Origin of the sequence: Bacteroides sp. 4_1_36 (assembly GCF_003466325.1) — a bacterium.
GTDB lineage: Bacteria > Bacteroidota > Bacteroidia > Bacteroidales > Bacteroidaceae > Bacteroides > Bacteroides uniformis.
The window spans coordinates 42,266-64,260 of sequence record NZ_QSOX01000017.1 but is presented as its reverse complement, the minus strand read 5'-3'; the positions used below and the strand labels follow the sequence as shown (position 1 = coordinate 64,260).

18 protein-coding genes and 1 tRNA gene are annotated in these 21,995 nt (G+C 46.1%); 11 read left to right on the top strand and 8 right to left on the bottom strand.

Features of this window, described 5'->3' with window-relative positions; translation table 11 throughout:
• Positions 1 to 62: 62 nt before the first annotated feature.
• Positions 63 to 2,840, top strand: coding sequence for a putative LPS assembly protein LptD (locus DXD65_RS15130; RefSeq protein WP_005827242.1), 2,778 nt, complete (start codon positions 63 to 65; stop codon positions 2,838 to 2,840).
• A 3-nt stretch (positions 2,841 to 2,843) separates the two neighbouring features.
• Here the strand turns inward: DXD65_RS15130 and ung are convergent, their stop codons facing one another.
• Both ung and asnA read right to left on the bottom strand, forming a co-directional pair.
• Positions 2,844 to 3,506 (bottom strand): uracil-DNA glycosylase, encoded by a 663-nt coding sequence (gene ung / locus DXD65_RS15125; protein WP_005827240.1) that lies wholly within the window; start codon positions 3,504 to 3,506, stop codon positions 2,844 to 2,846.
• A gap of 104 nt (positions 3,507 to 3,610) precedes the next feature.
• Positions 3,611 to 4,648, bottom strand: a complete 1,038-nt coding sequence (asnA, locus tag DXD65_RS15120; protein WP_008664075.1) for an aspartate--ammonia ligase — start codon at positions 4,646 to 4,648, stop codon at positions 3,611 to 3,613.
• A gap of 212 nt (positions 4,649 to 4,860) precedes the next feature.
• Between asnA and DXD65_RS15115 the strand changes: the two genes are divergently transcribed.
• From DXD65_RS15115 to DXD65_RS15095, 5 genes are all read left to right on the top strand, one after another.
• Positions 4,861 to 4,933 (top strand) — tRNA-Arg (locus tag DXD65_RS15115).
• Between the two features lie 211 nt (positions 4,934 to 5,144).
• Positions 5,145 to 5,696 carry a peptide-methionine (S)-S-oxide reductase MsrA gene (gene msrA, locus DXD65_RS15110; protein WP_225982599.1) on the top strand — a complete coding sequence of 184 codons (552 nt, stop codon included), beginning with the start codon at positions 5,145 to 5,147 and terminating at the stop codon, positions 5,694 to 5,696.
• Positions 5,697 to 5,702: 6 nt separating this feature from the next.
• Positions 5,703 to 6,176, top strand: a complete 474-nt coding sequence (locus tag DXD65_RS15105; protein ID WP_005833171.1) for a hypothetical protein — start codon at positions 5,703 to 5,705, stop codon at positions 6,174 to 6,176.
• Between the two features lie 90 nt (positions 6,177 to 6,266).
• The gene (locus tag DXD65_RS15100; protein WP_005833169.1) at positions 6,267 to 7,097 is read left to right on the top strand and encodes a MerR family transcriptional regulator; all 831 of its coding nucleotides are present in this window, start codon (positions 6,267 to 6,269) and stop codon (positions 7,095 to 7,097) included.
• Positions 7,098 to 7,205: 108 nt separating this feature from the next.
• Positions 7,206 to 8,087 (top strand): alpha/beta hydrolase, encoded by an 882-nt coding sequence (locus tag DXD65_RS15095; protein ID WP_016273018.1) that lies wholly within the window; start codon positions 7,206 to 7,208, stop codon positions 8,085 to 8,087.
• A 420-nt stretch (positions 8,088 to 8,507) separates the two neighbouring features.
• On the opposite strand, the gene DXD65_RS15090 is transcribed toward DXD65_RS15095, so the two are convergent.
• On the bottom strand, positions 8,508 to 8,945 hold the full coding sequence (locus DXD65_RS15090; RefSeq protein WP_005833165.1) for a PepSY-like domain-containing protein: 438 nt from the start codon (positions 8,943 to 8,945) through the stop codon (positions 8,508 to 8,510).
• A 201-nt stretch (positions 8,946 to 9,146) separates the two neighbouring features.
• Between DXD65_RS15090 and DXD65_RS15080 the strand changes: the two genes are divergently transcribed.
• On the top strand, positions 9,147 to 9,773 hold the full coding sequence (locus DXD65_RS15080) for a hypothetical protein (RefSeq protein WP_016273017.1): 627 nt from the start codon (positions 9,147 to 9,149) through the stop codon (positions 9,771 to 9,773).
• 55 nt (positions 9,774 to 9,828) lie between these two features.
• Here DXD65_RS15080 and DXD65_RS15075 read toward each other — a convergent pair whose 3' ends face one another.
• The 4 genes from DXD65_RS15075 to lysS all read right to left on the bottom strand — a co-directional run bounded on the left by DXD65_RS15075 (position 9,829) and on the right by lysS (position 14,924).
• Entirely contained in the window at positions 9,829 to 10,584 is a 756-nt protein-coding gene (locus DXD65_RS15075) for an HAD family hydrolase (protein ID WP_008664065.1), read from the bottom strand.
• A 129-nt stretch (positions 10,585 to 10,713) separates the two neighbouring features.
• Complete coding sequence (locus tag DXD65_RS15070; protein ID WP_016273016.1) at positions 10,714 to 12,051, bottom strand: glucose-6-phosphate isomerase; 1,338 nt, start codon at positions 12,049 to 12,051, stop codon at positions 10,714 to 10,716.
• A 48-nt stretch (positions 12,052 to 12,099) separates the two neighbouring features.
• A complete protein-coding gene (locus tag DXD65_RS15065) occupies positions 12,100 to 13,095 on the bottom strand; it encodes an NAD(P)H-dependent glycerol-3-phosphate dehydrogenase (RefSeq protein ID WP_009037944.1) in 996 nt (331 codons plus the stop codon).
• A gap of 98 nt (positions 13,096 to 13,193) precedes the next feature.
• The gene (lysS, locus tag DXD65_RS15060) at positions 13,194 to 14,924 is read right to left on the bottom strand and encodes a lysine--tRNA ligase (RefSeq protein WP_009037945.1); all 1,731 of its coding nucleotides are present in this window, start codon (positions 14,922 to 14,924) and stop codon (positions 13,194 to 13,196) included.
• A gap of 114 nt (positions 14,925 to 15,038) precedes the next feature.
• Between lysS and DXD65_RS15055 the strand changes: the two genes are divergently transcribed.
• The 3 genes from DXD65_RS15055 to DXD65_RS15045 all read left to right on the top strand — a co-directional run bounded on the left by DXD65_RS15055 (position 15,039) and on the right by DXD65_RS15045 (position 18,055).
• A complete protein-coding gene (locus DXD65_RS15055; protein WP_009037946.1) occupies positions 15,039 to 16,394 on the top strand; it encodes an MATE family efflux transporter in 1,356 nt (451 codons plus the stop codon).
• A gap of 84 nt (positions 16,395 to 16,478) precedes the next feature.
• The gene (locus tag DXD65_RS15050; protein ID WP_009037948.1) at positions 16,479 to 17,111 is read left to right on the top strand and encodes an AAA family ATPase; all 633 of its coding nucleotides are present in this window, start codon (positions 16,479 to 16,481) and stop codon (positions 17,109 to 17,111) included.
• Between the two features lie 14 nt (positions 17,112 to 17,125).
• A complete protein-coding gene (locus DXD65_RS15045) occupies positions 17,126 to 18,055 on the top strand; it encodes a RagB/SusD family nutrient uptake outer membrane protein (protein WP_034529631.1) in 930 nt (309 codons plus the stop codon).
• A 93-nt stretch (positions 18,056 to 18,148) separates the two neighbouring features.
• On the opposite strand, the gene DXD65_RS15040 is transcribed toward DXD65_RS15045, so the two are convergent.
• Positions 18,149 to 19,810 carry a putative transporter gene (locus tag DXD65_RS15040; RefSeq protein WP_009037950.1) on the bottom strand — a complete coding sequence of 554 codons (1,662 nt, stop codon included), beginning with the start codon at positions 19,808 to 19,810 and terminating at the stop codon, positions 18,149 to 18,151.
• Positions 19,811 to 20,080: 270 nt separating this feature from the next.
• On the opposite strand from DXD65_RS15040, the gene mutA reads away from it, so the two are divergent.
• A complete protein-coding gene (gene mutA / locus DXD65_RS15035) occupies positions 20,081 to 21,979 on the top strand; it encodes a methylmalonyl-CoA mutase small subunit (protein WP_009037951.1) in 1,899 nt (632 codons plus the stop codon).
• The last annotated feature ends 16 nt before the right edge of the window (positions 21,980 to 21,995 follow it).

The window sequence follows — 21,995 nt, the reverse complement described above, 5'->3', positions numbered from 1 at the left end:
AAAAGGGAGATTATCCGTATAAATTATGTACTTTTGCCCCTCCAAGCGTAAACTATTAGTTAATGACGCCATTGAAAGCAAATACATTCATATCATTCATACTACTATTCGTCTTGCTTCTTCTCTCCGGTGGGGCTGCTTCTCAGCGCCGTAGAGCGAAGGTCGCGCCTCCGAATATTCAGCGGACAGACACGTTGCAGGTAGGGGATAGTTTGCAGATGGGAGACTCCCTGCAAGGGGGAAAGGGGCTTCCTGCCGATTCGTTGCAACAAGATACGGTAGCGGCTGCGCCTCCCAAGAAGGATGCATTGGATGCTCCCGTAGCCTACGAAGCCAATGACTCCATTGTATTTACGCAGAGTGGCTTTGCCCATCTTTACGGCCAGGGAAAGGTGAGTTATCCGGGTGCTGACCTGGAGGCTGATGTCATCTCTATGGATATGGACAACAGTACGGTTTTTGCCCGTGGCGTGGTCGATTCTGTAGGAACAGCCAAGGGAAGACCGGTCTTCAAAGACGGGGACACCTCCTACGAAACCGATACTATCCGTTATAACTTCAAGAGTAAAAGAGGTCTTATCAGCAATGTTGTCAGCCAGCAGGGCGAGGGATACGTGACCGGTAATAATGCTAAGAAAGGGAATAATGATGAACTCTATATGAGGAGCGGTCGTTACACGACTTGTGACCATCATGACCACCCCCATTTTTATATGCAGATGACTTATGCCAAGGTACGTCCGAAAAAGAACGTGGTGACGGGACCTGCCTATCTGGTAGTAGAGGATGTGCCGCTTCCGCTTGCCGTTCCATTTTTCTTTTTCCCGTTTTCTAGCAGTTACCAGTCCGGTTTTCTGATGCCTACCTATATGGATGACTCCAATCGTGGCTTCGGTCTGACGGACGGTGGATATTACTTCGCCATCAGTGACCAAATGGACTTGAAGCTGCGGGCGGATATCTTCACGAAAGGTTCTTGGGCGCTGAATATGGAGTCGAACTATGTGAAGCGTTACAAATATTCCGGTTTGCTGCAGGCAAGCTATCAGGTGACCAAGACCGGTGACAAAGGCTTGCCCGACTACTCGGTTGCCAAAGACTTCAAGGTGGTGTGGTCTCACCGGCAGGACCCGAAAGCGAGTCCGAATTCTACCTTTTCTGCCAGTGTGAACTTTGCTACCAGTAGTTATGAGCGTACCAATATCGGCAATATGTACAACTCCCAGGCAATGTCGCAGAATACCAAGACTTCCAGTGTCAGCTATTCGCGTAACTTTCCCGACCAGCATCTGAGCATCTCCGCTTCAGGTAATATTGCCCAGACCATGCGCGACTCCTCTATCGCGGTGACTTTACCGGACATGACCATTTCCTTGAGTACCATTTTCCCTTTCAAGCGCAAACATGCAGTGGGAGATGAAAAGTGGTATGAGAAGATTTCCGTTCGCTATACTGGCCGTGTGAAGAACAGTATCAAGACGAAGGACAATCTGTTGTTCAAGAAGAACCTGATACGCGATTGGGAGAACGGTATGCAGCATGAGATTCCGGTAAGTGCCACGTTTACTTTGTTCAAGTACTTCAATGTGACGCCTACCGTAAACTATACGGAGCGTTGGTACACCCGCAAGGTGAAGAAGGACTGGGACGATGAGCAAGGCAAGGAGGTGAATGATACGACCTACGGCTTTCACCGTGTATACGACTACAGTGCCAGTCTGGGTATCAATACCAAAGTTTATGGTATGTACAAGCCATTGTTCATGAAGAAGAAGGAGATACAGATACGTCACGTCATCACTCCCTCCATCAGTTTCAGCGCTGCGCCCGATTTCACTTCGTCCCGTTTTGGCTATTATGACTCTTATATAAAAGACCAGAACGGCATTCGCGATACCGTGCAGTATTCCTATTATGCCGGTCAGGTGTTCAGTCCGCCAAGTGGAGGAAAGCAGGGGCTTATCAGTTTCAATATCTCCAATAACCTTGAAATGAAGTTCAAGGATAAGAATGACTCTATCCGCAAGGTGAGCCTGATTGACGATTTGAGTATGGGTATCAGTTACAACACGGCTGCCCAGGTGCGTCCTTGGAGTGACTTGAGCTTTAATCTCCGTCTGAAGTTGAGCAAGAGTTATACGTTGAGTATGAGCTCTACCTTTGCCACTTATGCTTACGAGTTTGATGAGAACGGAAGGGTGGTGCCCGGTAACCGTACGGAATGGTCGTATGGCCGTTTCGGTCGTTGGTCGGGATATGGTACGTCGTTCAGTTGGACCGTGAACAATGATTCGTGGAAGAAAATAAGGAACTTCTTCACCGGTCAGAAGGATGACGAGGAGCAGGGCCAAGACCAGAATGCCTCGACGGAGGAAGACGGTGACATGGAGGGGGAAACTACCGAGGACGGCACTCCGAAGAAGAAGAAGGAAAAGGCTGCTGCCGATGCTGACGGCTATCAGGTATTCAAGATGCCTTGGTCTATCAACTTCAGTACCGGTTTCAATATTACGGAAGACACCAGTAAGCCCATTAATCGTAAGAACATGCGCTATCCGTACAAATTCAGCCTGAATTCCCTTAATATAAACGGTAACGTCAAGCTTACCAATAAATGGGCTGTCAGCTTCAATTCCGGTTATGACTTCAATGCGAAGGAGATAACGCAGACCGCTTTCAACATCACACGTGACCTGCACTGTTTCAGCATGACGGCTGCCATATCACCTTTCGGACGCTGGAAATACTATAACTTTACCATCCGTGCCAATGCAAGTATCCTGCAAGACTTGAAATGGGAACAGAGAAGCCAGACTCAGAGTAATATTCAGTGGTATTGATGTTTACCAAATTATTTCCGTCTCTCCATGTTCCCGCAAATACTCGTTTGTTTTGCTGAAATGCTTGTTCCCGAAGAAGCCGTTATAAGCGGATAGGGGAGATGGATGTGCCGAGGTAAGTACCAGATGTCGGCTACGGTCGATGAATGCCCCTTTACGTTGGGCGTAGGCTCCCCAAAGAATAAATACAAGATGCTCTTTTTCTTCGGCGAGAATGCGGATAGCCGCATCTGTAAATGTTTCCCAACCTCGGTTTTGGTGAGAACCGGCTTGGTGTGCACGTACGGTGAGGGTAGCATTGAGCAGCAATATGCCTTGCTCTGCCCAGCGTGTCAGATTGCCGGTAGTGGGGGCATCAGTGCCAATGTCATTTTTTATTTCCTTGAAAATATTAAGTAAGGAAGGAGGGAAAGGAACACCGTCATTTACGGAGAAACAAAGTCCGTGTGCTTGTCCCGGACCATGATAGGGGTCTTGACCGATTATCACGACTTTTACTTTGTCAAAAGGGCATAGGTTGAATGCATTGAATATCAGCTTTCCCGGAGGATATATTGCATATTTCCCATATTCGTCCCGTACAAAATCAGTCAATGTACGGAAATAATCTTTCTCAAATTCAGGTTGCAGATGTGCTTTCCAGCTTTCTTCTATTTGAACATTCATAATTGGATCTGTTAGTAGTTTCGGATGCTAAAGTACAAAATAAAAAATAAAGTCCAACCTTTTGAGGGGGTGAACTTTATATTATATGACGGGATAAATGTATATCAAATCAGGTGTATATTGTGTTCCTTGCACTCTTTGCGCATATCTTCCGGCCAGATACTGGCTTGTATCTCACCGATATGCGCCTTGCGCAGATAGAACATACAGAGGCGGGACTGCCCTATACCGCCACCGATGGAAAGCGGCAGTGTATCATTCATCAAGCGTTTGTGGAAGTAAAGTTCCAGGCGTTCCTCTTCGCCTTCCTCTTTGAGCTGGCGAAGCAGGGCTTCCTTGTCTACGCGGATACCCATGGAGGAAAGTTCGATGCTGCGTTGCAGGATGTGGTCCCATAGCAGGAGGTCACCGTTCAGTCCGGGGAGGTCGTTCAGCCCTTTGCTGGTATAGTCGTCGTAGTCCGGGGCGCGTCCGTCGTGCTTCTTGCCGTCGCTCAGCTTGCATCCGATACCGATGATGAACACTGCACCGTATTTCTTGCAAATGGCATGTTCGCGGCATTTGGGTTCCAAGTCCGGATACAGTTGGCGCAATTCTTCGGCATGGATAAAGTGAAGTTTCTGGGGCAGGCAAGGCTTGATTTGCGGATACATCTCATATACCATATATTCTGTGCGCACCATAGCTGCATAGATACGGGTTACTATCTCCTTGAGGAATTCCACATTGCGGTCTTCGGCAGTAATGACGCGTTCCCAGTCCCACTGGTCTACATAAAGGGAATGCAGATTGCCCAGTTCTTCATCGGCACGGATGGCATTCATGTCTGTGTAGATGCCATATCCCGGTTCGATATGGTATTCGGCAAGCGTGAGGCGTTTCCATTTGGCGAGGGAGTGCACCACTTCAGCTTTGGCGTCGCCCAAATCTTTGATAGGGAAAGTTACGGCACGTTCCACTCCATTGAGGTCGTCATTGATACCCATTCCTTTCAATACGAACAGTGGAGCTGTCACACGTCGCAGGCGCAGTTCGGAAGAGAGGTTCAATTGGAAGAACTCTTTAATTTGTTTAATCCCTAATTCAGTCTGTTTTAGGTCCAATAAAGGTTTGTAACCTTCAGGTGTTATCAGGTAGCTCATAAATTTATTCAGTATAACTTCTGTTAAATTGCTCGGCAAAGATAGGAATAATATTGATACTTGCTTCTGTTTTGTGGGAAAAAAGAACAAAATGTTTGTGTAATTGCGGTTAGTCTTCTCAAAGTAATAATAAAAATATTCCTCGGTTTGATATAAAAAGCGTTTGAATGTTAGGAATCTGCTAATTTTTTTATACTTTTGCATCCACATTTGGCTCCGTAGCTTAGTGAATAGAGCGTCAGATTCCGGTTCTGAAGGTCGTGCGTTTGAATCGCACCGGGGTCACAAAGAAAGGAACTCCCTTTGCATGAATACTTTGCAAAGGGAGTTTCTTTTTATACAATACATCCAGAAAAGTCAACCATACGGTTCTCTTTCTTGTTATAATTTCCATAGAGTTAGAGGTATGAAACAAATAATATTTATTTTTGCAATGTTAATGACTTGTCTGTCCTATGCCGGTAAGCCGGAAGGACGGTCAGAAAGGAGAACAGACATGAAACCAATGAAAGAGATTTATCTGGCAGGAGGATGTTTTTGGGGTACCGAACATTTCCTGAAACAAATAGAAGGTGTGGAGGCTACCCAGGTGGGATATGCCAATGGAAATATAGCCAATCCTACCTATCAGCAGGTATGTACCGGTACCACGGACTTTGCCGAAACCGTAAAAGTACAGTATGATCCCGATGAGGTGGACTTGCCTTTCCTTATCGACCTTTATTTCAAAACGATTGACCCTACCAGCCTCAATAAGCAAGGGGGGGATAGAGGTACACAGTATCGCACGGGTATCTATTATACGGATACCGCCGACCTGCCCGTTATTCGTGAAACCGTTGACCGGCTGGCTGCCAACTACTCCCGTCCGTTGGTTGTAGAGATAGAGCCTTTGAAGAACTTCTATCTCGCCGAAGATTATCATCAAGACTATCTGGACAAAAATCCTGGTGGATATTGCCACATTAACCCCACCTTGTTCGACCTGGCACGTAAAGCGAAGATGAAGAAAGAAGGAGATGGCGAGTATTTAAACCTGGAAAAGTAACGGACAATGGATATACTGTTAATAAGTAATGAAGATACGTGCCGCAGCCGTATCGCGCAGGAACTCCTGCATGCATTTGGCAGGGGAATGAATATCTCTACGGCAGGAATTATGGAGGGGAACTGCGTTCCCGATGCCGTGTGCAATGTGATGGAACAGAATGGTTTCAGCGTGTCTCGCAAGAAACCGTCTGGTGTCGGGACCTATACGCACCGGTCGTGGGACTACGTGATTACCCTATGTAAAGAAGCCGGAGAAGAACTGAAATTTATCACTCTGGATGCCAAGCAGCAGGTGCATTTTAATTTTGAAGACCCCTTTAAAAATCGTTTTCAAAATGAAAGTGAGCAGGAGCAACAAATTGCCGCACTCTATGAAACCATGTACCGGCGGCTGTATGAATTTTACCGCGATGAACTGAGTGGGCAGTTGTTACCCCATTGTACGTGCGGTGCAAACACCTATTGCCGTTGTGAATAGTGAAATATGTGTTTTTTTTGAAGCAATCTCTTGACTCGTCCCTAAGGGCAGGACCTATCTTTGCATCATAAACAAAATGTGCATGAGTTTATGAAGAATAAAATGAAGTTTAAAATCGGAGAGTTTTCCAAACTTTGCCAGGTGACCGTTAAGACGCTTCGTCATTATGAAGAGATAGGATTGATGATACCCGTTGAAGTGGATGAGTGGACGGGGTATCGCTATTACGACATCAGCCAGCTCCGGTGTATGAGCCGTATTGTTTACCTCAAGCAATTAGGGTTCAGCCTCGAAGAGATATCCGAGTTGTTTGCCGATGGCAAGGAATTTCCGGATGCTGAATTGTTGAAGGTTAAAATAGAACGTTGCAAAAACGAGATTGAACACTTGATATGGCGGCAGACCGAACTTGCCAAATTGGAAAATTTACTCCATAAACAAGAGAATGTTATGGAAAAAGTGTTTAAGAAATCCCTCCCTTCAAGAATTTTTGCTACCCATCGCCGTAAAATAGACTCTTATCAGGAGCTGTTCAATCTTTGTCCGAATATCATCGGGCCTGAAATGTACCGTTTGGGTTGTGAATGTCCTGCCCCGGAATATTGTTTCACGGTGGAATATAATGAGGAATATGGGGTTGATATTGATATCGAGTTTTTTGAAGCGGTGGCTGAACGCAAGGAAGATTCGGAACTGATTAAATTCAAGGAACTTCCGGAAGTGCCGGTTGCGCTCTGTGTCAACCATTACGGTGCTTATGAGCATATGCCCGAAACTTTCGCCGAGCTTTTTGCGTATGCCGAGACAAATGGATACGAGGTCATTGACCGTGCCCGGTTTTGCCATATTGACGGCATTTGGAACAAAGAAACGGTGGATGAATGGATGACGGAAATTCAGTTGCCCATCAAACTTTCTTAATCAGCCTTTGATTTCTGCGGAAAGCTTTCAACCGTGAGAATACCTAAAAATAGGGATAGGTAGTCAACTTATTTTCTGCGAACTTTGCAGACTGAAAAAAGAATTGAAATGAGAAGCCTGCATATTCTGTTCATATTGGTAGTTGTCACTTGGCTCGGTTTTCCGCTGAGAGCGCAAGAAGCTATTTCTATCGGGACTCGCCACACTTTGTTTTCGCATGTCTTGAATGAGGCTAGAGAATATTGGGTGTATGTACCTGCAACCCGCCCGGGTGAAAAAGAGGAAAGTTATCCGGTTCTTTATTTGCTGGACGGTGATTCTTTTTTTCATTCGGTGGTAGGTTTTACTCGCTTGTTTTCCACCTCCAAAGTTTCTTCCTTACCGCCCTGTATCGTTGTGGCTGTCCTGAATACAAACAGAACCAGAGACTTTACGCCAACCTGTTCCGCTGCCCGGCGTGACGGAACTGTCCGTCCGGGCGATAAACCGGAAGGGGGTGGGGCAGGACAATTTTGCCGTTTTCTGACGGAGGAGCTACGCCTCGCAGTGGAACAAGACTTGCCGGTGAATGGACAACACTTGTTGGCTGGACATTCTTATGCCGGGTTGTTCACGCTGCATGTTTTGCTGAATTATCCCAGTGCATTTGATACATACATCGCCATAGACCCCAGTTTATGGTGGGATAAAGGATATTTTCAGAAACAGGTAGAACGGCAGGTAGATAAGGTTGACTTTTCAGGAAAGCAACTGTATGTTGCGTTTGCCACTCAGCCGCGTCTTGATAGGAAGCTGATCCACTTTCCCCTGACAGATGATTTTATAGGGAGTGCAGTTCCTCGTATGGAGAAGCGGCATTTGCGGGTGGTATCAAAAAAGTTCCCGGAAGAGACGCATGGAACGGTTGCTCTTCCGGGATTTTATGACGGACTGAAAACGTTGTTCTTCCGTTCTGCGGTTGGAATTTCTCTGCCGAACGAACCTCTCTGAAAAAAATCTATTTTTCAGTAAGCTGAATGATATGCGCCATAGTACTAAGGAGACTACCTATACCATGGTGAGGTCTGCCAAAATCCTAAAAGCGTCATAGCCTGAGTCGCCTTCCGGCAGGAAGCGCCGAGAAGCGCCGTTTCCTTATAAATCAGTATTTTCAGCTCCGGAGAAGGTTGAGTGTCCTTCTCCGGACACACTGATTAAAAAACTGCAAAAGTGCAGCCGGGGCTTCGTTGACTCCGGGCAATTGGAATAGTAGTACAACTACTGTTGTACAATGAGCGCAGCACCATATGCCCTGCTACCGTACGGAAGTGCATAAAAAAACAGTTGCCTGGAGAAACCCTCTCCAAGCAACTGTTTTCAGCTTCTTGATACTTAACTTTATAATCTACATATTCTAAATCTTTCTTGTCATCAATCGTCAATGTCAATCACCCTCATTTTAGAGTCAAATGTAATTTCCCAACGATTAGACAACTTTATCTCATACTCATTGTCATCGTACTCAATCTGAAGAATTCTTGCATCCGGATAATTGGTCTTTACATAGTTACGTATCGCTTCCGGTACAATCTGTGCAGGAACTTCACTTTGTCTGCATCGTACCTCCTTCCATTCTCCCGATTTATCAAATTCTACCTTCTCCCCATTCGTGAACACCACATCATAGCTTTTATAAAACATTCCCGACTCCAATTTAGCCATTGCCACCTTATGGTCTTTAAAATAAGTCTTGATAAATGTCTGCGCCTTCGCCGGCAACTGGCTCACCTCTATCGGCTTATCATTATCTGCCATTACCATTGTGTGCACTGCAAACATACAAACCAACATCATAACTAACTTTTTCATACTTTTCTATTTTTAATAATTAATACTTTATTTGTTTTCTGTATTGCAAAGATGGGAAGGAAATCTGGAAAGAATTGGGAAAAAAACTCTATTTTTGGAAATGAAAAAAAATCTATTTTGAAAATGGGTGTTGCGGCTCTTCACCTATGAATTTTTGTTTGCAATGAATATTATTTAAAGACACAATAGACTATTATGGCTATGAAAATATTAAATCAGTTTATCGATGATTTTGTAGGTGTTTTCCAATATCGGTTTATGGATACCTTTCAATATTTTAAAGAAAGGAAGAAAAGTAAATATTTGGGAGATAGATTTGAGGAATGGGTTGTGAAGAACTCTAATATTAGTAAAGAAGGTTATCCGGACCTCTGTGACAAGAAAATATTTTGGCGGCTTTTAGATTGGAGAGGTGATAAATACATTGAGGGTTATAGACCTCTGTCTTCATCATCTCCGGATTTGTTGATGGAGTGTGTTACCACTACGAGTACCATTCATGAAGTTGGAGATATTATAGCTGTAGAATGTAAATGGCGAAGTAAGATAGGTTTTTATCTCGATATAAAAGACATTGAAAAGTACGAAAGGTATATGAACTCTAATCTGTTGAACCGTCCGATAAAAAACTTGTTTTATGTTTTTGGCTTTGGATGGTGTGGTGACGGTCCGGAATCTGTTTATGTAGTTCCTGCCAGAGAATTGTACGATTATGATAAAGATACTCGTAGGATAACGTTCCCTATTAAAGAAACCGAGAAGGAGAAAATGAGTAGATTGGAGCGTTTTAAGAAGAAAGACAATAGATGCCTTCTGTATATCAAGTAATGGTATTACTTGGTTATATAAGCTCCAATCAACTGTTATATTGTTTGGGTCGCCGTCAATCTTTGTGGCGAAGGCTATTACTGGCATCTAATGCGGTTTGCAACCTTTCCCAGTCGTCACAAAGCGCCTGCATGGACGGAAACAATAAATCTGCTCCGGCATCCAGTAATACCTGCCTGTCCAGCGGACCGGTATTGACTGCCACAGTGAATATGCCAGCTGCTGTTCCGGCTTGTACTCCGATAGGTGCATTTTCTACAACTATAGCTTCGTTGGCTTGTACTCCGGCTTTTTCCAGTCCCATTAGATAAGGCTCAGGATGAGGCTTTCCGTATTTCACATCAAAGGCGGTCACCATGTGGTCGCGCTGAAACATACCAGGGAAGTTGTGGGCAAGGCGGTTCAGCAGGGAGTGTTGGCCCGAACCGGTGACAAGTACCGGAATAAGTCCTGCCGCTTTTACCTTTTGCAGCACTTCCCAAGCACCCGGCATACGTTCCGGTTCCGGGTGGGTACTGAATTCGGCGCTTTTCTCTGCATAGATGCTTTCTATCATCTCGGGAGTGGCATCCTTGCCATACTGGCGTTGATAAACGATGTTGATGGTGGAGGCTCCGGTACGTCCCTCGTGCATGTATGCCTCTTCACGGCTCAAGTGCAGGCCATGACGTTCCATTACTTTATGCCAGGCATCGGCATGGTAGGGCATGGAGTTGAATAACACACCGTCCATGTCAAAAAGAACGGCTTTCAGTTGGATGTAGGGGTGCCCGTGCTTTTCCAGATAACGGGCGATAGAGTTTTCGAACACTTGGTAGATTGGGGATTGAGAATTTAAAAATGCGGGGTAGATAAATAGAGAGTTGAGAATCGGGGAACGGTTCTCTTCGCACTTGTTGTGCAGCCATTTCTCAATTCTCAACTCTCAATTCTTAATTTATCAAAGTCTTGCCTGGATAGCTTTGGACTCTTCTTCGTAGCCGGGCTTGTTCAGCAATGCAAACATATTCTTCTTATATGCTTCCACACCCGGTTGGTTGAACGGATTGACTCCCAAAATATAACCGCTGATACCGCAAGCTATTTCGAAGAAGTAGAGCAGACCTCCGATGCTTTCTTCATTCAGTGCAGGGATAACGATGCGCATGTTGGGTACGCCGCCGTCAACGTGGGCAAGCTGTGTGCCCAATTCAGCCATCTTGTTCACTTCGTCCACGTGCTTGCCTGCCAGGAAGTTCAGTCCGTCGAGGTTGGCTTCGTCCGAAGGTACTTGCAGGGAGTGCTGTGTCTTCTCCACGGAGATGACAGTTTCGTAGATGGTACGTTCGCCTTCCTGAATCCATTGTCCCATGGAGTGCAGGTCGGTGGAGAAATCTACGGCAGCAGGGAAGATACCCTTGTTTTCCTTACCTTCGGATTCACCATAAAGCTGCTTCCACCATTCGCTTACGTAGTGCAGTTTGGGATTGTAGTTTACGAGGATTTCAATTTTCTTACCGTTCTTGTAGAGCTCGTTACGCGTAGCTGCATAGATGGCAGCAGGATTTTCTGCAAACGGAACATCTTTTCCACAAGCCTTTTCCATGGCAACTGCACCTGCAACCAGTTTCTCAATGTCGAAACCTGCTATTGCGATGGGCAGCAAGCCTACCGGAGTCAGTACGGAGAAACGTCCGCCCACGTTATCGGGGATGATGAAGGATTTGTAGCCTTCGTTGTCGGCCGTTACGCGGGCAGCGCCCTTTTGGGCATCGGTGATGGCAACGATAACCTTCTTTGCCATATCCTTGCCGCGTTGGTCTTCGCATTGCTTTTTCAACAGACGGAACGCCAAGGCCGTTTCAGTGGTAGTACCGGATTTGGAGATGTTGATAACACCGAATTTCTTGTCTTTCAAGTATTCGGTGAGTTCATATAGATAATCTTCACCGATATTGTGTCCTGCATACAGAATGACCGGAGCCGTTTTCTTGTCTTGCAACCAAGTGAAGCTGTTTGACAAAGCCTCTATCACCGCACGTGCACCGAGGTAACTTCCGCCAATACCGGCAACTACTACTACCTCGCAGTTGTCACGCAACGTCTGTGCGGTAGCCTTTAGGTCAGCCAGGTGCTCTTTAGTGATGGAAGAGGGGAGGTGCAGCCAGCCTAAGAAGTCGTTGCCCTTACCGGTACCATTCTCTAATGCTTCTTGTGCAGCCTTTACTTGGGCTTCATAGGCGAAAACGTTTTCTTTGGAGATGAATCCAAGAGTCTTTTCAATGTTCAAACTAATCATAATATTCTAGGTTTTAAATTCAGTATTTCGTTTTATCTTTTTTCGCGCTTACCGGAATGAATCGGTAAGCAGCTTGATTTCAATCGTCGGCGAGATACGCTCATACAGAATGTTGTATACTGCATCTACAATAGGCATGTTGACATGATAATGCTTGTTGATTTCCTTGATACATTTTGTACCGTAATATCCTTCAGCAATCATTTCCATCTCAATCTGCGCGCTTTTCACGGAGTATCCCTTGCCAATCATCGTACCGAATGTGCGGTTGCGGCTGAAATTGGAATATCCCGTCACCAGCAGGTCACCTAAATAAACGGAATCACTTACGTTTCTGTTCAGCGGATGTACCGTTTGCAGGAATCTGTTCATTTCCTGTATGGCATTGGACATGAGCACAGCCTGAAAGTTGTCGCCATATTTCAGACCGCTGCAGATACCGGCTGCAATGGCATATACATTCTTCAGCACCGAACTGTATTCAATGCCGGCAACGTCATTACTGACAGAGGTCTTGATGAATGAACTGGCCAGTTTGCGGGCAATGGTGCAAGCCTTGTCGGTGTCGGGACAAGCAATGGTCAAATAAGAAAGGCGTTCCAGAGCCACTTCTTCCGCATGGCAGGGACCTGCCAATACAGCAATATTCTCAGCCGGGACGCCATATTCCTTAGTGAAATATTCCGAGACAATCAAGTTGTCATCGGGCACAATACCTTTAATGGCAGTGATGATGAATTTATCCTTAATCTTAGTCTTCAGTTTCTTCAAGTGAACCTTCAGATAAGGGGAAGGTGTAACGAAGATGAGCGTATCAGATTCTTTCACGACATCATTGATGTTGGAGTTGAAGTTGATACGCTTGGTATCAAACTTGACGCCCGTCAGGTAGGCAGGGTTATGACCAAGCCGTTTGAAGTCGGCAATACGGTCATCGCGTCGCATGTACCAATTTATAGACTCCGCTTGTGACAGAACCATTTTTGCAATGGCAGTTGCCCAACTTCCTCCGCCCATGATGGCTATCTTACCGGGTAGTTTCATATCGAAATTAATAATTAAAAATTAAAAATTAAAAGAGGGGAAAGGAGTACCTTCCTCCTCCTCTTATCTTTAATCTTGCCTATTTAATTCTTTAATTTTTAATTCTTAATTCTTCCGACCCAGTCAGCAACTTCGTTTACGGTCGGGTTTGCCAGTTCCAATTTATATTTCTTGTTGATACCGCAGATGTCCATGTGGAGTTTTTGCGGATTCACATCTTTCATGTCACTCACCAGGTTGTAGCCGGCTTTCTGGATTACAGCCACCCAGTCTTCGGGGATGCCCAGCTCTGTGTATCGTGCAGGAGCATCTTTGGGGATAACCTTTTCCGGACGCATCTGCGGGAAGAAAAGTACTTCTTGGATAAAGGATTCGCCCGTCATTAACATGGTCAGACGGTCGATGCCGATACCGATGCCCGATGTGGGAGGCATACCGTATTGCAATGCTTTCAGGAAGTCCTGGTCGATGAACATCGCTTCGTCGTCTCCCTTTTCGCTCAAGCGGAGTTGGTCTTTGAAGCGTTCTTCCTGGTCTATCGGGTCGTTCAGCTCGCTGTAAGCGTTGGCAAGTTCCTTGCCGTTCACCATCAGCTCGAAACGTTCGGTCAGTCCCGGCTTGCTGCGGTGCATCTTGGTCAGCGGGCTCATCTCTACGGGATAGTCGGTGATGAAAGTGGGCTGTATGAAAGTACCTTCGCAGAATTCTCCGAAGATTTCATCAATCAGCTTGCCCTTGCCCATGGTGTCGTCAATTTCCATATTCAGTTCCTTGCACACCTGGCGGATTTCGTCCTCGCTCTTGCCTTCGAGGTCGTATCCGGTCTTTTCCTTGATGGCTTCCAGGATGGGCAGACGGCGGTAGGGAGCTTTGAAGCTAATGCTCTTGCCGTCTATCTCGGTTTCTGTGCAGCCGTTTACGGCGATACAGATGCGTTCCAGCAATTTCTCCGTAAAACTCATCATCCAGTTGTAGTCCTTGTACTGCACGTACAGCTCCATACAAGTGAATTCCGGGTTATGGTTCTTGTCCATACCCTCGTTACGGAAGTTCTTGCCTATTTCATATACACCTTCGAATCCGCCCACAATCAGTCGCTTCAAGTAAAGCTCGGTGGCGATACGCAGGTAGAGGTCTATATCCAGAGAGTTATGGTGGGTGATGAACGGACGGGCGCTTGCTCCACCGGGGATGGATTGAAGAATCGGCGTCTCCACTTCCGTGTAGCCGGCTTCATCCAGCACAGCACGCATGGTCTTGATGACGGTGGCGCGCTTCAGGAATTTTTCTTTCACGCCGTCGTTCACGATAAGGTCTACATAACGCTGGCGGTAGCGGAGTTCGGGGTCTTCGAAAGAGTCGTAAGCCACGCCGTCCTTATATTTCACGATAGGCAGGGGCTTGATACTCTTTGCAAGTACGGTCAGCTTCTTGGCATGGATGCTGATTTCGCCCATCTGGGTACGGAATACGAATCCTTCGATACCGATGAAGTCGCCTAAATCGAGCAAACGTTTGAACACGGTGTTGTACATCTCCTTGTCCTCGTCCGGGCAGATGTCATCGCGGGTGATATATACCTGGATGCGTCCTTTGGAGTCCTGCAATTCGATGAAAGATGCTTTACCCATGATACGGCGGCTCATGATACGTCCGGCAACGGACACTTGGCGAGGCTCTGCATCGTCGTTGAATTCAGCTTTAATATCGGTAGAGAAAGCATTTGTTACATACTCTGCTGCGGGATAAGGCTCAATGCCCATCGCGCGAAGTTCATTCATACTGTTGCGACGAATGATTTCTTGTTCACTTAGTTCTAATACGTTCATTTCGCTATATTTCACTCAATTTGGGTACAAAAGTACGAAACATTTTTCAGATAGCGAACCTTTTGACGGAAAATACGTACCTTTGCACCCGGTAAAAAGAAATAGGTATATAGTATGACAGCACAAAAGACACCCACAGCGTTGGGTACGGAGAGCATCGGAAAACTCTTGATGCAGTATGCCGTGCCGGCAATCATTGCCATGACGGCATCTTCTTTATATAATATGGTAGATAGTATTTTCATCGGTCACGGTGTGGGGACCATGGCTCTGTCGGCATTGGCACTGACTTTCCCGTTGATGAACCTCGGGGCTGCTTTCGGTGCATTGGTAGGCGTAGGTGCTGCTACACTGATTTCGGTAAAGCTGGGACAGAAGGATTATGATACGGCGCAACGGGTGCTGGGCAATGTGTTTGTACTGAATATTTTGTTGGGTTTGGCGTTTACCGTTATAGTCTTTCCTTTTCTTAATCCTATCCTTTATTTCTTTGGTGGCAGTGATGAGACGGTGGAATATGCGCGGCAGTTTATGGAGATAATCTTGTTGGGCAACGTTGTTACCCATCTCTATCTGGGTCTGAATGCGGTGCTGCGTGCTTCGGGACATCCCAAGCAGGCGATGTATGCCACTATTGCTACGGTGGCTATCAATACGATATTGGCTCCTATTTTTATATTTATGTTCGACTGGGGGATTCGCGGGGCTGCCATTGCTACGGTGTCTGCGCAGGTCATTGCCTTGCTGTGGCAACTCAAGCAGTTCAATAACGCCAATGAATTGCTGCACTTCCGCCGGGGTATCTTCCGTCTGAAGCGTAAGATTGTATTTGATTCACTGGCTATCGGTATGTCTCCTTTTCTGATGAACCTGGCGGCTTGCCTTATTGTAATCCTTATCAATCAGGGATTGAAGAAGTACGGAGGCGACTTGGCTATCGGTGCCTTTGGTATTGTGAACCGCTTGGTGTTTATCGTAGTTATGATTGTGATGGGATTAAACCAGGGAATGCAGCCCATTGCCGGATATAACTTCGGAGCAAAGTTGTACGACCGGGTGAACAAGGTACTGAAACTGACAATAATCTATGCCACCTGTGTGACAACCTTTGGCTTCTTGGTAGGGATGCTGGCACCTAATCTGGTGGTGGGTATCTTTACATCAGACGCAGAATTGACGGAACTTTCGGCTACGGGATTGCGTATTACGGTGATGTTCTTCCCCATTATCGGTTTCCAGATGGTAACCTCCAATTTCTTCCAAAGTATAGGGATGGCGGGCAAGGCGATATTCCTTTCACTTACGCGGCAGATGCTGATTCTGCTTCCTTGTCTGCTTATTCTGCCGCACTTCTTTGGCGTGGCCGGGGTGTGGTATAGTATGCCGGTATCCGATTTACTTGCAAGCTTGATAGCACTGGTGATGCTGGTTTATCAATTCCGTAAGTTTAAGACTGCTGCAGCACATTAAAATAAAATTTTTCATATGCTTTCTGTAGATATTCCGTAAGAATATTTATATTTGCTATCTGCAAACTAATAGATTAACAAGCATATGGACAATAATTTTATAGTCAATATAGGCCGTCAGTTGGGTAGTGGTGGACGGGAGATAGGCGAGAAGCTGGCTACCCGTCTGGGAATTGATTTTTATGATAAGGAGCTGATTAGGCTGGCTTCCGAAGAGAGTGGACTATGTTGTGAGTTTTTTGAAAAAGCTGATGAGAAAGCTTCACAAGGCATTATTGGAGGGCTCTTCGGCATGCGTTTCCCTTTTGTCAGTGACGGGGCTATCCCTGCTACGAATTGCCTGAGTAATGATGCTCTGTTCAAAGTGCAAAGTGACGTGATACGCCGATTGGCGGAGGAGAAGTCCTGCGTGTTCGTGGGACGTTGTGCTGATTATATTCTTCGGGATAATCCACGCTGTGTCAATGTTTTCATTTCCTGCTCCAATGAAGAGCGCATCAAACGCCTTTGCCGAATGCATTCCATTTCTGAGCGTGAAGCGGAGGAGATGATGAACAAAGCGGATAAGAAACGCGCCGAATACTATAACTACTACAGCTATAAAAAATGGGGGGCTGCCGAGACATATCATTTGTGTATCGATTCCTCTGTATTGGGAGTTGAGGGAACGACGGATTTCATAGAGGAATTTGTGAAACAGAAACTCAATCTCAGGTAAACTGAGTGCTCGGTATGTCACGATTGAGATTCCTCTTACTGTTGTGGGTGTTCTTTCTGCCGGGTATAAAGGTATACGGAAGTTCCGAGACTTCGGCAAGTGTGGACCGGATGTCTTTCAATGCACACTGGAATACTCCTATCGAATCAATGAATGGTACACTAAACCTGGTGGATGACTATTACCTGACGGACGGTACTCCGGTGACCGACCGTAACTACGGGGAAATGAACAATGGAGCATTGGATGTGACGCGCCCCAATGCCGCCCATTTTGCCAACCGTGACCCACGGCTTTACAGCACTTTGTTTGTACCCGGCATGTCGTGGAACGGCAAGGGCGGGGAAGGCAATTGGTACGGTGGCGCAGCCGCTTCTTTGTCCATGGTCTACGTCATGAAATATTTCGACCCTAAGGACACCGGTAACTCCTGGGACAATGGGCAGGACTTCTACGTGGTACGCTATAATATCAGTATCGGCGATGGTATTCGTCCCAAAGAAACCCGTGCAGGGATGTTTTCGCCGAGCATACATGTTGCCGGTCCTGCGAAACATACGCTGGTAGAACACAATATTATTCATGCCAATGCAAAGCTGGCTGCTAACGTGGACCGTACGATGATTACTTCCGATTCTTGGGATGGTTTGGCCGATGACACGTTTTTCAAACAGAATACTTTCTATGCTGCCGAGGCAAGCAGATTCTCTATGATAAGCTCTACAAACAATCTGTTTGACGGCAATTGGTACATTGGTACTTACCAGCAATTGCCTGCTGACGAAAAGGCGCATACCGTTTCAGAAACCTATCAGAAGGAGGTGCTGGATGTGGACCGGAATGGGTATGAAGGGTTGCTTATGAACAACCGCATGGTATGCGGGGTGAAAGGCTACTTTGTGGATAAGGAGGCGATAGAATCTTTCTTTGATCGTTGCCGTTGATGGATAATCTTCAAAATAAAACCTCCGGTCTTTTCATATTATAGTTTTGAAAAGACCGGAGGTTTTATTTTAAGGAGGTTATTGCATTTCCTATTACATCATTGTCAGCAATATCATCTGCCCCGCCAAGATACGCAGGAACATAGTCAACGGATATACTGTAGAATAACCTACTGCCGGAGCGTCATTGCCCGATGTCTGGTTGGCATATGCCAATGCAGGAGGGTCTGTGTTACTACCGGCAATCAGACCCATTAACGTGAAGTAGTTCACCTTGCAGTAGAAGCGGGAAATCATACCGATTATCAACAAAGGAATAACGGTTATCAGGAAACCATATCCCACATACAGCAATCCGCTGCCTTCTACCACGGTCTGCACAAAATGCTCACCGGCTTCTATGCCGACGCTGGCAAGGAAGAGCACGATACCGATTTCACGCAACATCAAGTTGGCACTCATGGTGGTGTATGTCACAAGATGCATTTTGTGACCGAAACGTCCGATGAGGATGGCCACTACCAGCGGACCACCAGCCAAACCTAACTTAACCGGTGTCGGCATACCCGGGAATGTGATAGGTAGACTACCCAGCAGGATTCCCAAAAAGATTCCCACAAAAATAGTTACGATATTCGGAGTGTCCAAACGTTTCAACTGATTACCCAATACGCCGGCTACACGTTCTACGGCATCCTGCTGGCCGACCACCATTACGCGGTCACCTACCTGAAGTACCAGATTGGGATCGGCAAACAAGTCCATACCCGAACGGTTGATACGGGTTACATTTACACCGTACATGCTGCGGAAGTGGAGGCTTCCCAACTTCTTGCCATTGATTTCGGACTTGGTGACGAGGATACGGCGGGAAACCATCGGAGTGTCCTGCTTTTCCCAGTCTACGTGTATTTCTTTTCCGATAAAGGCAGCCACCGCTTCGGCATCTTCTTCGGAACATACGATGAAGAGCTGGTCTCCTACGTGGAATATTGTTTCATGATTGGGGATACTGACGTGCCCCTCGTGGCGTATGCGCGAACATACAAACGGACGTCCCAGGAAATCCTTTATCTGGAGCAGGGTCTTTCCGGAAATTGATTCATTGCGTACTTCGAGGTGAAGCATGTGCGGCTGATGCTTAACATCGGCTTCCTGCGTGTTGAGTTCCTGTTCCTCTTTCTTGAGGTTCACCCGGCAGATATAGCGGATGGCTATGATGGAACCTATGATACCTACCACACCAAGCGGATAGGCGCAGGCATATCCCAGTGCAATGGGGTCTCCCGTATAGTTTATCTGGTTCAGGGCTTCTTGTGCGGCACCCAGACCCGGAGTATTGGTTACGGCACCATAGAGAATACCTACTATCATTGGCAAGTCTATTCCTCCGTCAATGAAGTAGATGCTCAATGCTACTGCGATATTCAGCAATACGATGCCGACAGCAAGCATGTTCAGCCGCATACCCCCTTTCTTAAAGGAAGAGAAGAAGGAGGGCCCGACTTGCAGACCGATACAGAATACAAATAAAATCAAACCGAATTCGCGGATGAAATGCAAAATGTGTGTTTCGCCCGTGAAGCCAAAATGGCCCATCAGGATACCGGCAAAGAGGACGAATGTAACCCCCAACGATACCCCGAAAATCTTAATCTTACCCAGCAATACGCCCACAGATATTACGAATGCATACAAACAAACGATGTGAGCGACAGATGAAGGGTCCCATAGCAAGCTTTCTAACCAATTCATAGTACCTTATTAATATGTCGTTTTTTTAATTTCGCGCAAAATTACTTAATAAAAAGGAGGTAGCAAAGGCTTTGTGGTACTTTTTGCTATATCAACTTTGCAAAAGTAGAGTATGCTTCCGGTGAATACGCTGAATCCGTATGGACACGGAGTCATCTGTAAGTGCAATTTTCTCTAAAAAAAGATTTTGTTCTAAGTATTTGTTTATATTTGCAAGTCTCTTGATGACAAAAATGAATAGTATTCATCTATTTAAATTTTAAATAAACTATGGCAGACAGTAAAGAAAAACTCTTCTCCGACTTTTCTCCCGTTTCCACTGAGCAGTGGATGGAGAAAGTTACCGCAGACCTGAAAGGGGCGGATTTCGAGAAGAAGCTCGTTTGGAAGACAAACGAAGGATTTAAGGTGAAACCTTTCTACCGTATGGAGGACCTGGAAGGTTTGAAGACGACAGATGCCCTTCCCGGCGAGTTTCCTTATCTCAGAGGTACCAAGAAAGACAACAATGAATGGCTTGTGCGTCAGGAAATCAAAGTGGAATGCCCCAAAGAGGCCAATGCCAAGGCGTTGGATATTTTGAATAAAGGTGTAGATTCACTCTCTTTCCATGTAAAGGCCAAGGAATTGAACGCAGAGTATATTGAAACTTTGTTGAAAGATATCTGCGCGGAATGTGTCGAGTTGAATTTCTCTACCTGCCAGGGGCATGTGGTGGAACTTGCAGAACTTCTTGTCGCTTATTTCCAGAAGAAGGATTATGACTTGACGAAATTGCAGGGCTCCATCAACTATGACTACTTCAACAAAATGCTGGCCAAAGGTAAAGAAAAAGGTGATATGGTGGCAACAGCCAAGGCGCTGCTCGAGGCTACCGCTTCCCTTCCGAAATACCGTGTATTGAATGTGAACGCGTTGACATTAAACAATGCGGGTTCTTATATTTTTCAGGAACTGGGTTATGCTTTGGCTTGGGGTAATGAATATATGAATCAGCTGGTTGATGCCGGTCTGCCGGCTGCAATGGTAGCCAAGAAGATTAAGTTCAATTTCGGTATCAGTTCCAACTACTTCCTTGAAATAGCCAAATTCCGCGCTGCACGTATGCTGTGGGCTAATATTGTGGCTTCTTACAGTCCCGAGTGTCTGCGCGACTGCGACAACAAGGGTAAGGATAACGAATGCCGCTGTGCAGCCAAGATGAAGATTCATGCGGAAACTTCTTCATTCAACTTGACTTTGTTTGATGCACACGTAAACTTGTTGCGTACGCAGACTGAGGCGATGAGTGCCGCCCTTGCCGGCGTTGACTCAATGACGGTTACTCCGTTCGACAAGACTTATGATGCTCCTAACGAATTCTCTGAGCGTATGGCGCGTAACCAACAACTGCTGTTGAAAGAAGAATCGCACTTCGATAAAGTTATTGACCCAGCTGCAGGTTCTTACTATATTGAGAATTTGACCGTCTCTATTGCCAAGCAGGCTTGGGACCTCTTCCTCACTGTAGAAGAAGACGGTGGTTTCTATGCTTCCGTGAAAGCCGGAAAAGTGCAGGCTGCCGTAAACGAAAGCAACAAGGCCCGTCATGCTGCAGTCGCCAAGCGTAAGGAAGTGTTGCTGGGTACCAACCAGTTCCCCAACTTTAATGAAAAGGCGGGAGATAAGAAACCGGTTGAGGCTACTTGCTGTTGCGGCGGCGGACATACCTGCGAAAAAGATGTTCCGACACTGAACTTTGACCGTGCTGCCAGTGAATTTGAAGCGTTGCGTCTCGAAACAGAGGCTTCCGGCAAACGCCCGAAAGCGTTTATGCTGACTATCGGTAATCTGGCCATGCGCCAGGCACGTGCACAGTACTCTTGCAACTTTCTGGCTTGTGCCGGATACGAAGTTGTGGATAACCTCGGTTTCCCCACCGTAGAAGAAGGTATAGAAGCAGCTATGGCTGCCAAGGCCGACATCGTGGTATTGTGTTCAAGTGATGATGAATATGCAGAATATGCTGTTCCTGCCTTCAAGGCTCTGAATGGCCGTGCCATGTTTATCGTAGCCGGTGCTCCTGCTTGCATGGACGACTTGAAGGCTGCCGGTATCGAGAACTTTATCCATGTCCGTGTCAACGTATTAGAGACATTAAAAGAATTCAACGCCAAACTTTTGAAGTAAGCAACTTCAATCGTAA

Bases quoted from the DNA above. Each gene is read 5' to 3' on its own strand.
- DXD65_RS15130 (WP_005827242.1), top strand. From the start codon at position 63: ATGACGCCATTGAAAGCAAATACATTCATATCATTCATACTACTATTC.
- ung (WP_005827240.1), bottom strand. From the start codon at position 3,506: ATGAATGTTCAAATAGAAGAAAGCTGGAAAGCACATCTGCAACCTGAA.
- asnA (WP_008664075.1), bottom strand. From the start codon at position 4,648: ATGAGCTACCTGATAACACCTGAAGGTTACAAACCTTTATTGGACCTA.
- msrA (WP_225982599.1), top strand. From the start codon at position 5,145: ATGAAACCAATGAAAGAGATTTATCTGGCAGGAGGATGTTTTTGGGGT.
- DXD65_RS15105 (WP_005833171.1), top strand. From the start codon at position 5,703: ATGGATATACTGTTAATAAGTAATGAAGATACGTGCCGCAGCCGTATC.
- DXD65_RS15100 (WP_005833169.1), top strand. From the start codon at position 6,267: ATGAAGAATAAAATGAAGTTTAAAATCGGAGAGTTTTCCAAACTTTGC.
- DXD65_RS15095 (WP_016273018.1), top strand. From the start codon at position 7,206: ATGAGAAGCCTGCATATTCTGTTCATATTGGTAGTTGTCACTTGGCTC.
- DXD65_RS15090 (WP_005833165.1), bottom strand. From the start codon at position 8,945: ATGAAAAAGTTAGTTATGATGTTGGTTTGTATGTTTGCAGTGCACACA.
- DXD65_RS15080 (WP_016273017.1), top strand. From the start codon at position 9,147: ATGAAAATATTAAATCAGTTTATCGATGATTTTGTAGGTGTTTTCCAA.
- DXD65_RS15070 (WP_016273016.1), bottom strand. From the start codon at position 12,051: ATGATTAGTTTGAACATTGAAAAGACTCTTGGATTCATCTCCAAAGAA.
- DXD65_RS15065 (WP_009037944.1), bottom strand. From the start codon at position 13,095: ATGAAACTACCCGGTAAGATAGCCATCATGGGCGGAGGAAGTTGGGCA.
- lysS (WP_009037945.1), bottom strand. From the start codon at position 14,924: ATGAACGTATTAGAACTAAGTGAACAAGAAATCATTCGTCGCAACAGT.
- DXD65_RS15055 (WP_009037946.1), top strand. From the start codon at position 15,039: ATGACAGCACAAAAGACACCCACAGCGTTGGGTACGGAGAGCATCGGA.
- DXD65_RS15050 (WP_009037948.1), top strand. From the start codon at position 16,479: ATGGACAATAATTTTATAGTCAATATAGGCCGTCAGTTGGGTAGTGGT.
- DXD65_RS15045 (WP_034529631.1), top strand. From the start codon at position 17,126: ATGTCACGATTGAGATTCCTCTTACTGTTGTGGGTGTTCTTTCTGCCG.
- DXD65_RS15040 (WP_009037950.1), bottom strand. From the start codon at position 19,810: ATGAATTGGTTAGAAAGCTTGCTATGGGACCCTTCATCTGTCGCTCAC.
- mutA (WP_009037951.1), top strand. From the start codon at position 20,081: ATGGCAGACAGTAAAGAAAAACTCTTCTCCGACTTTTCTCCCGTTTCC.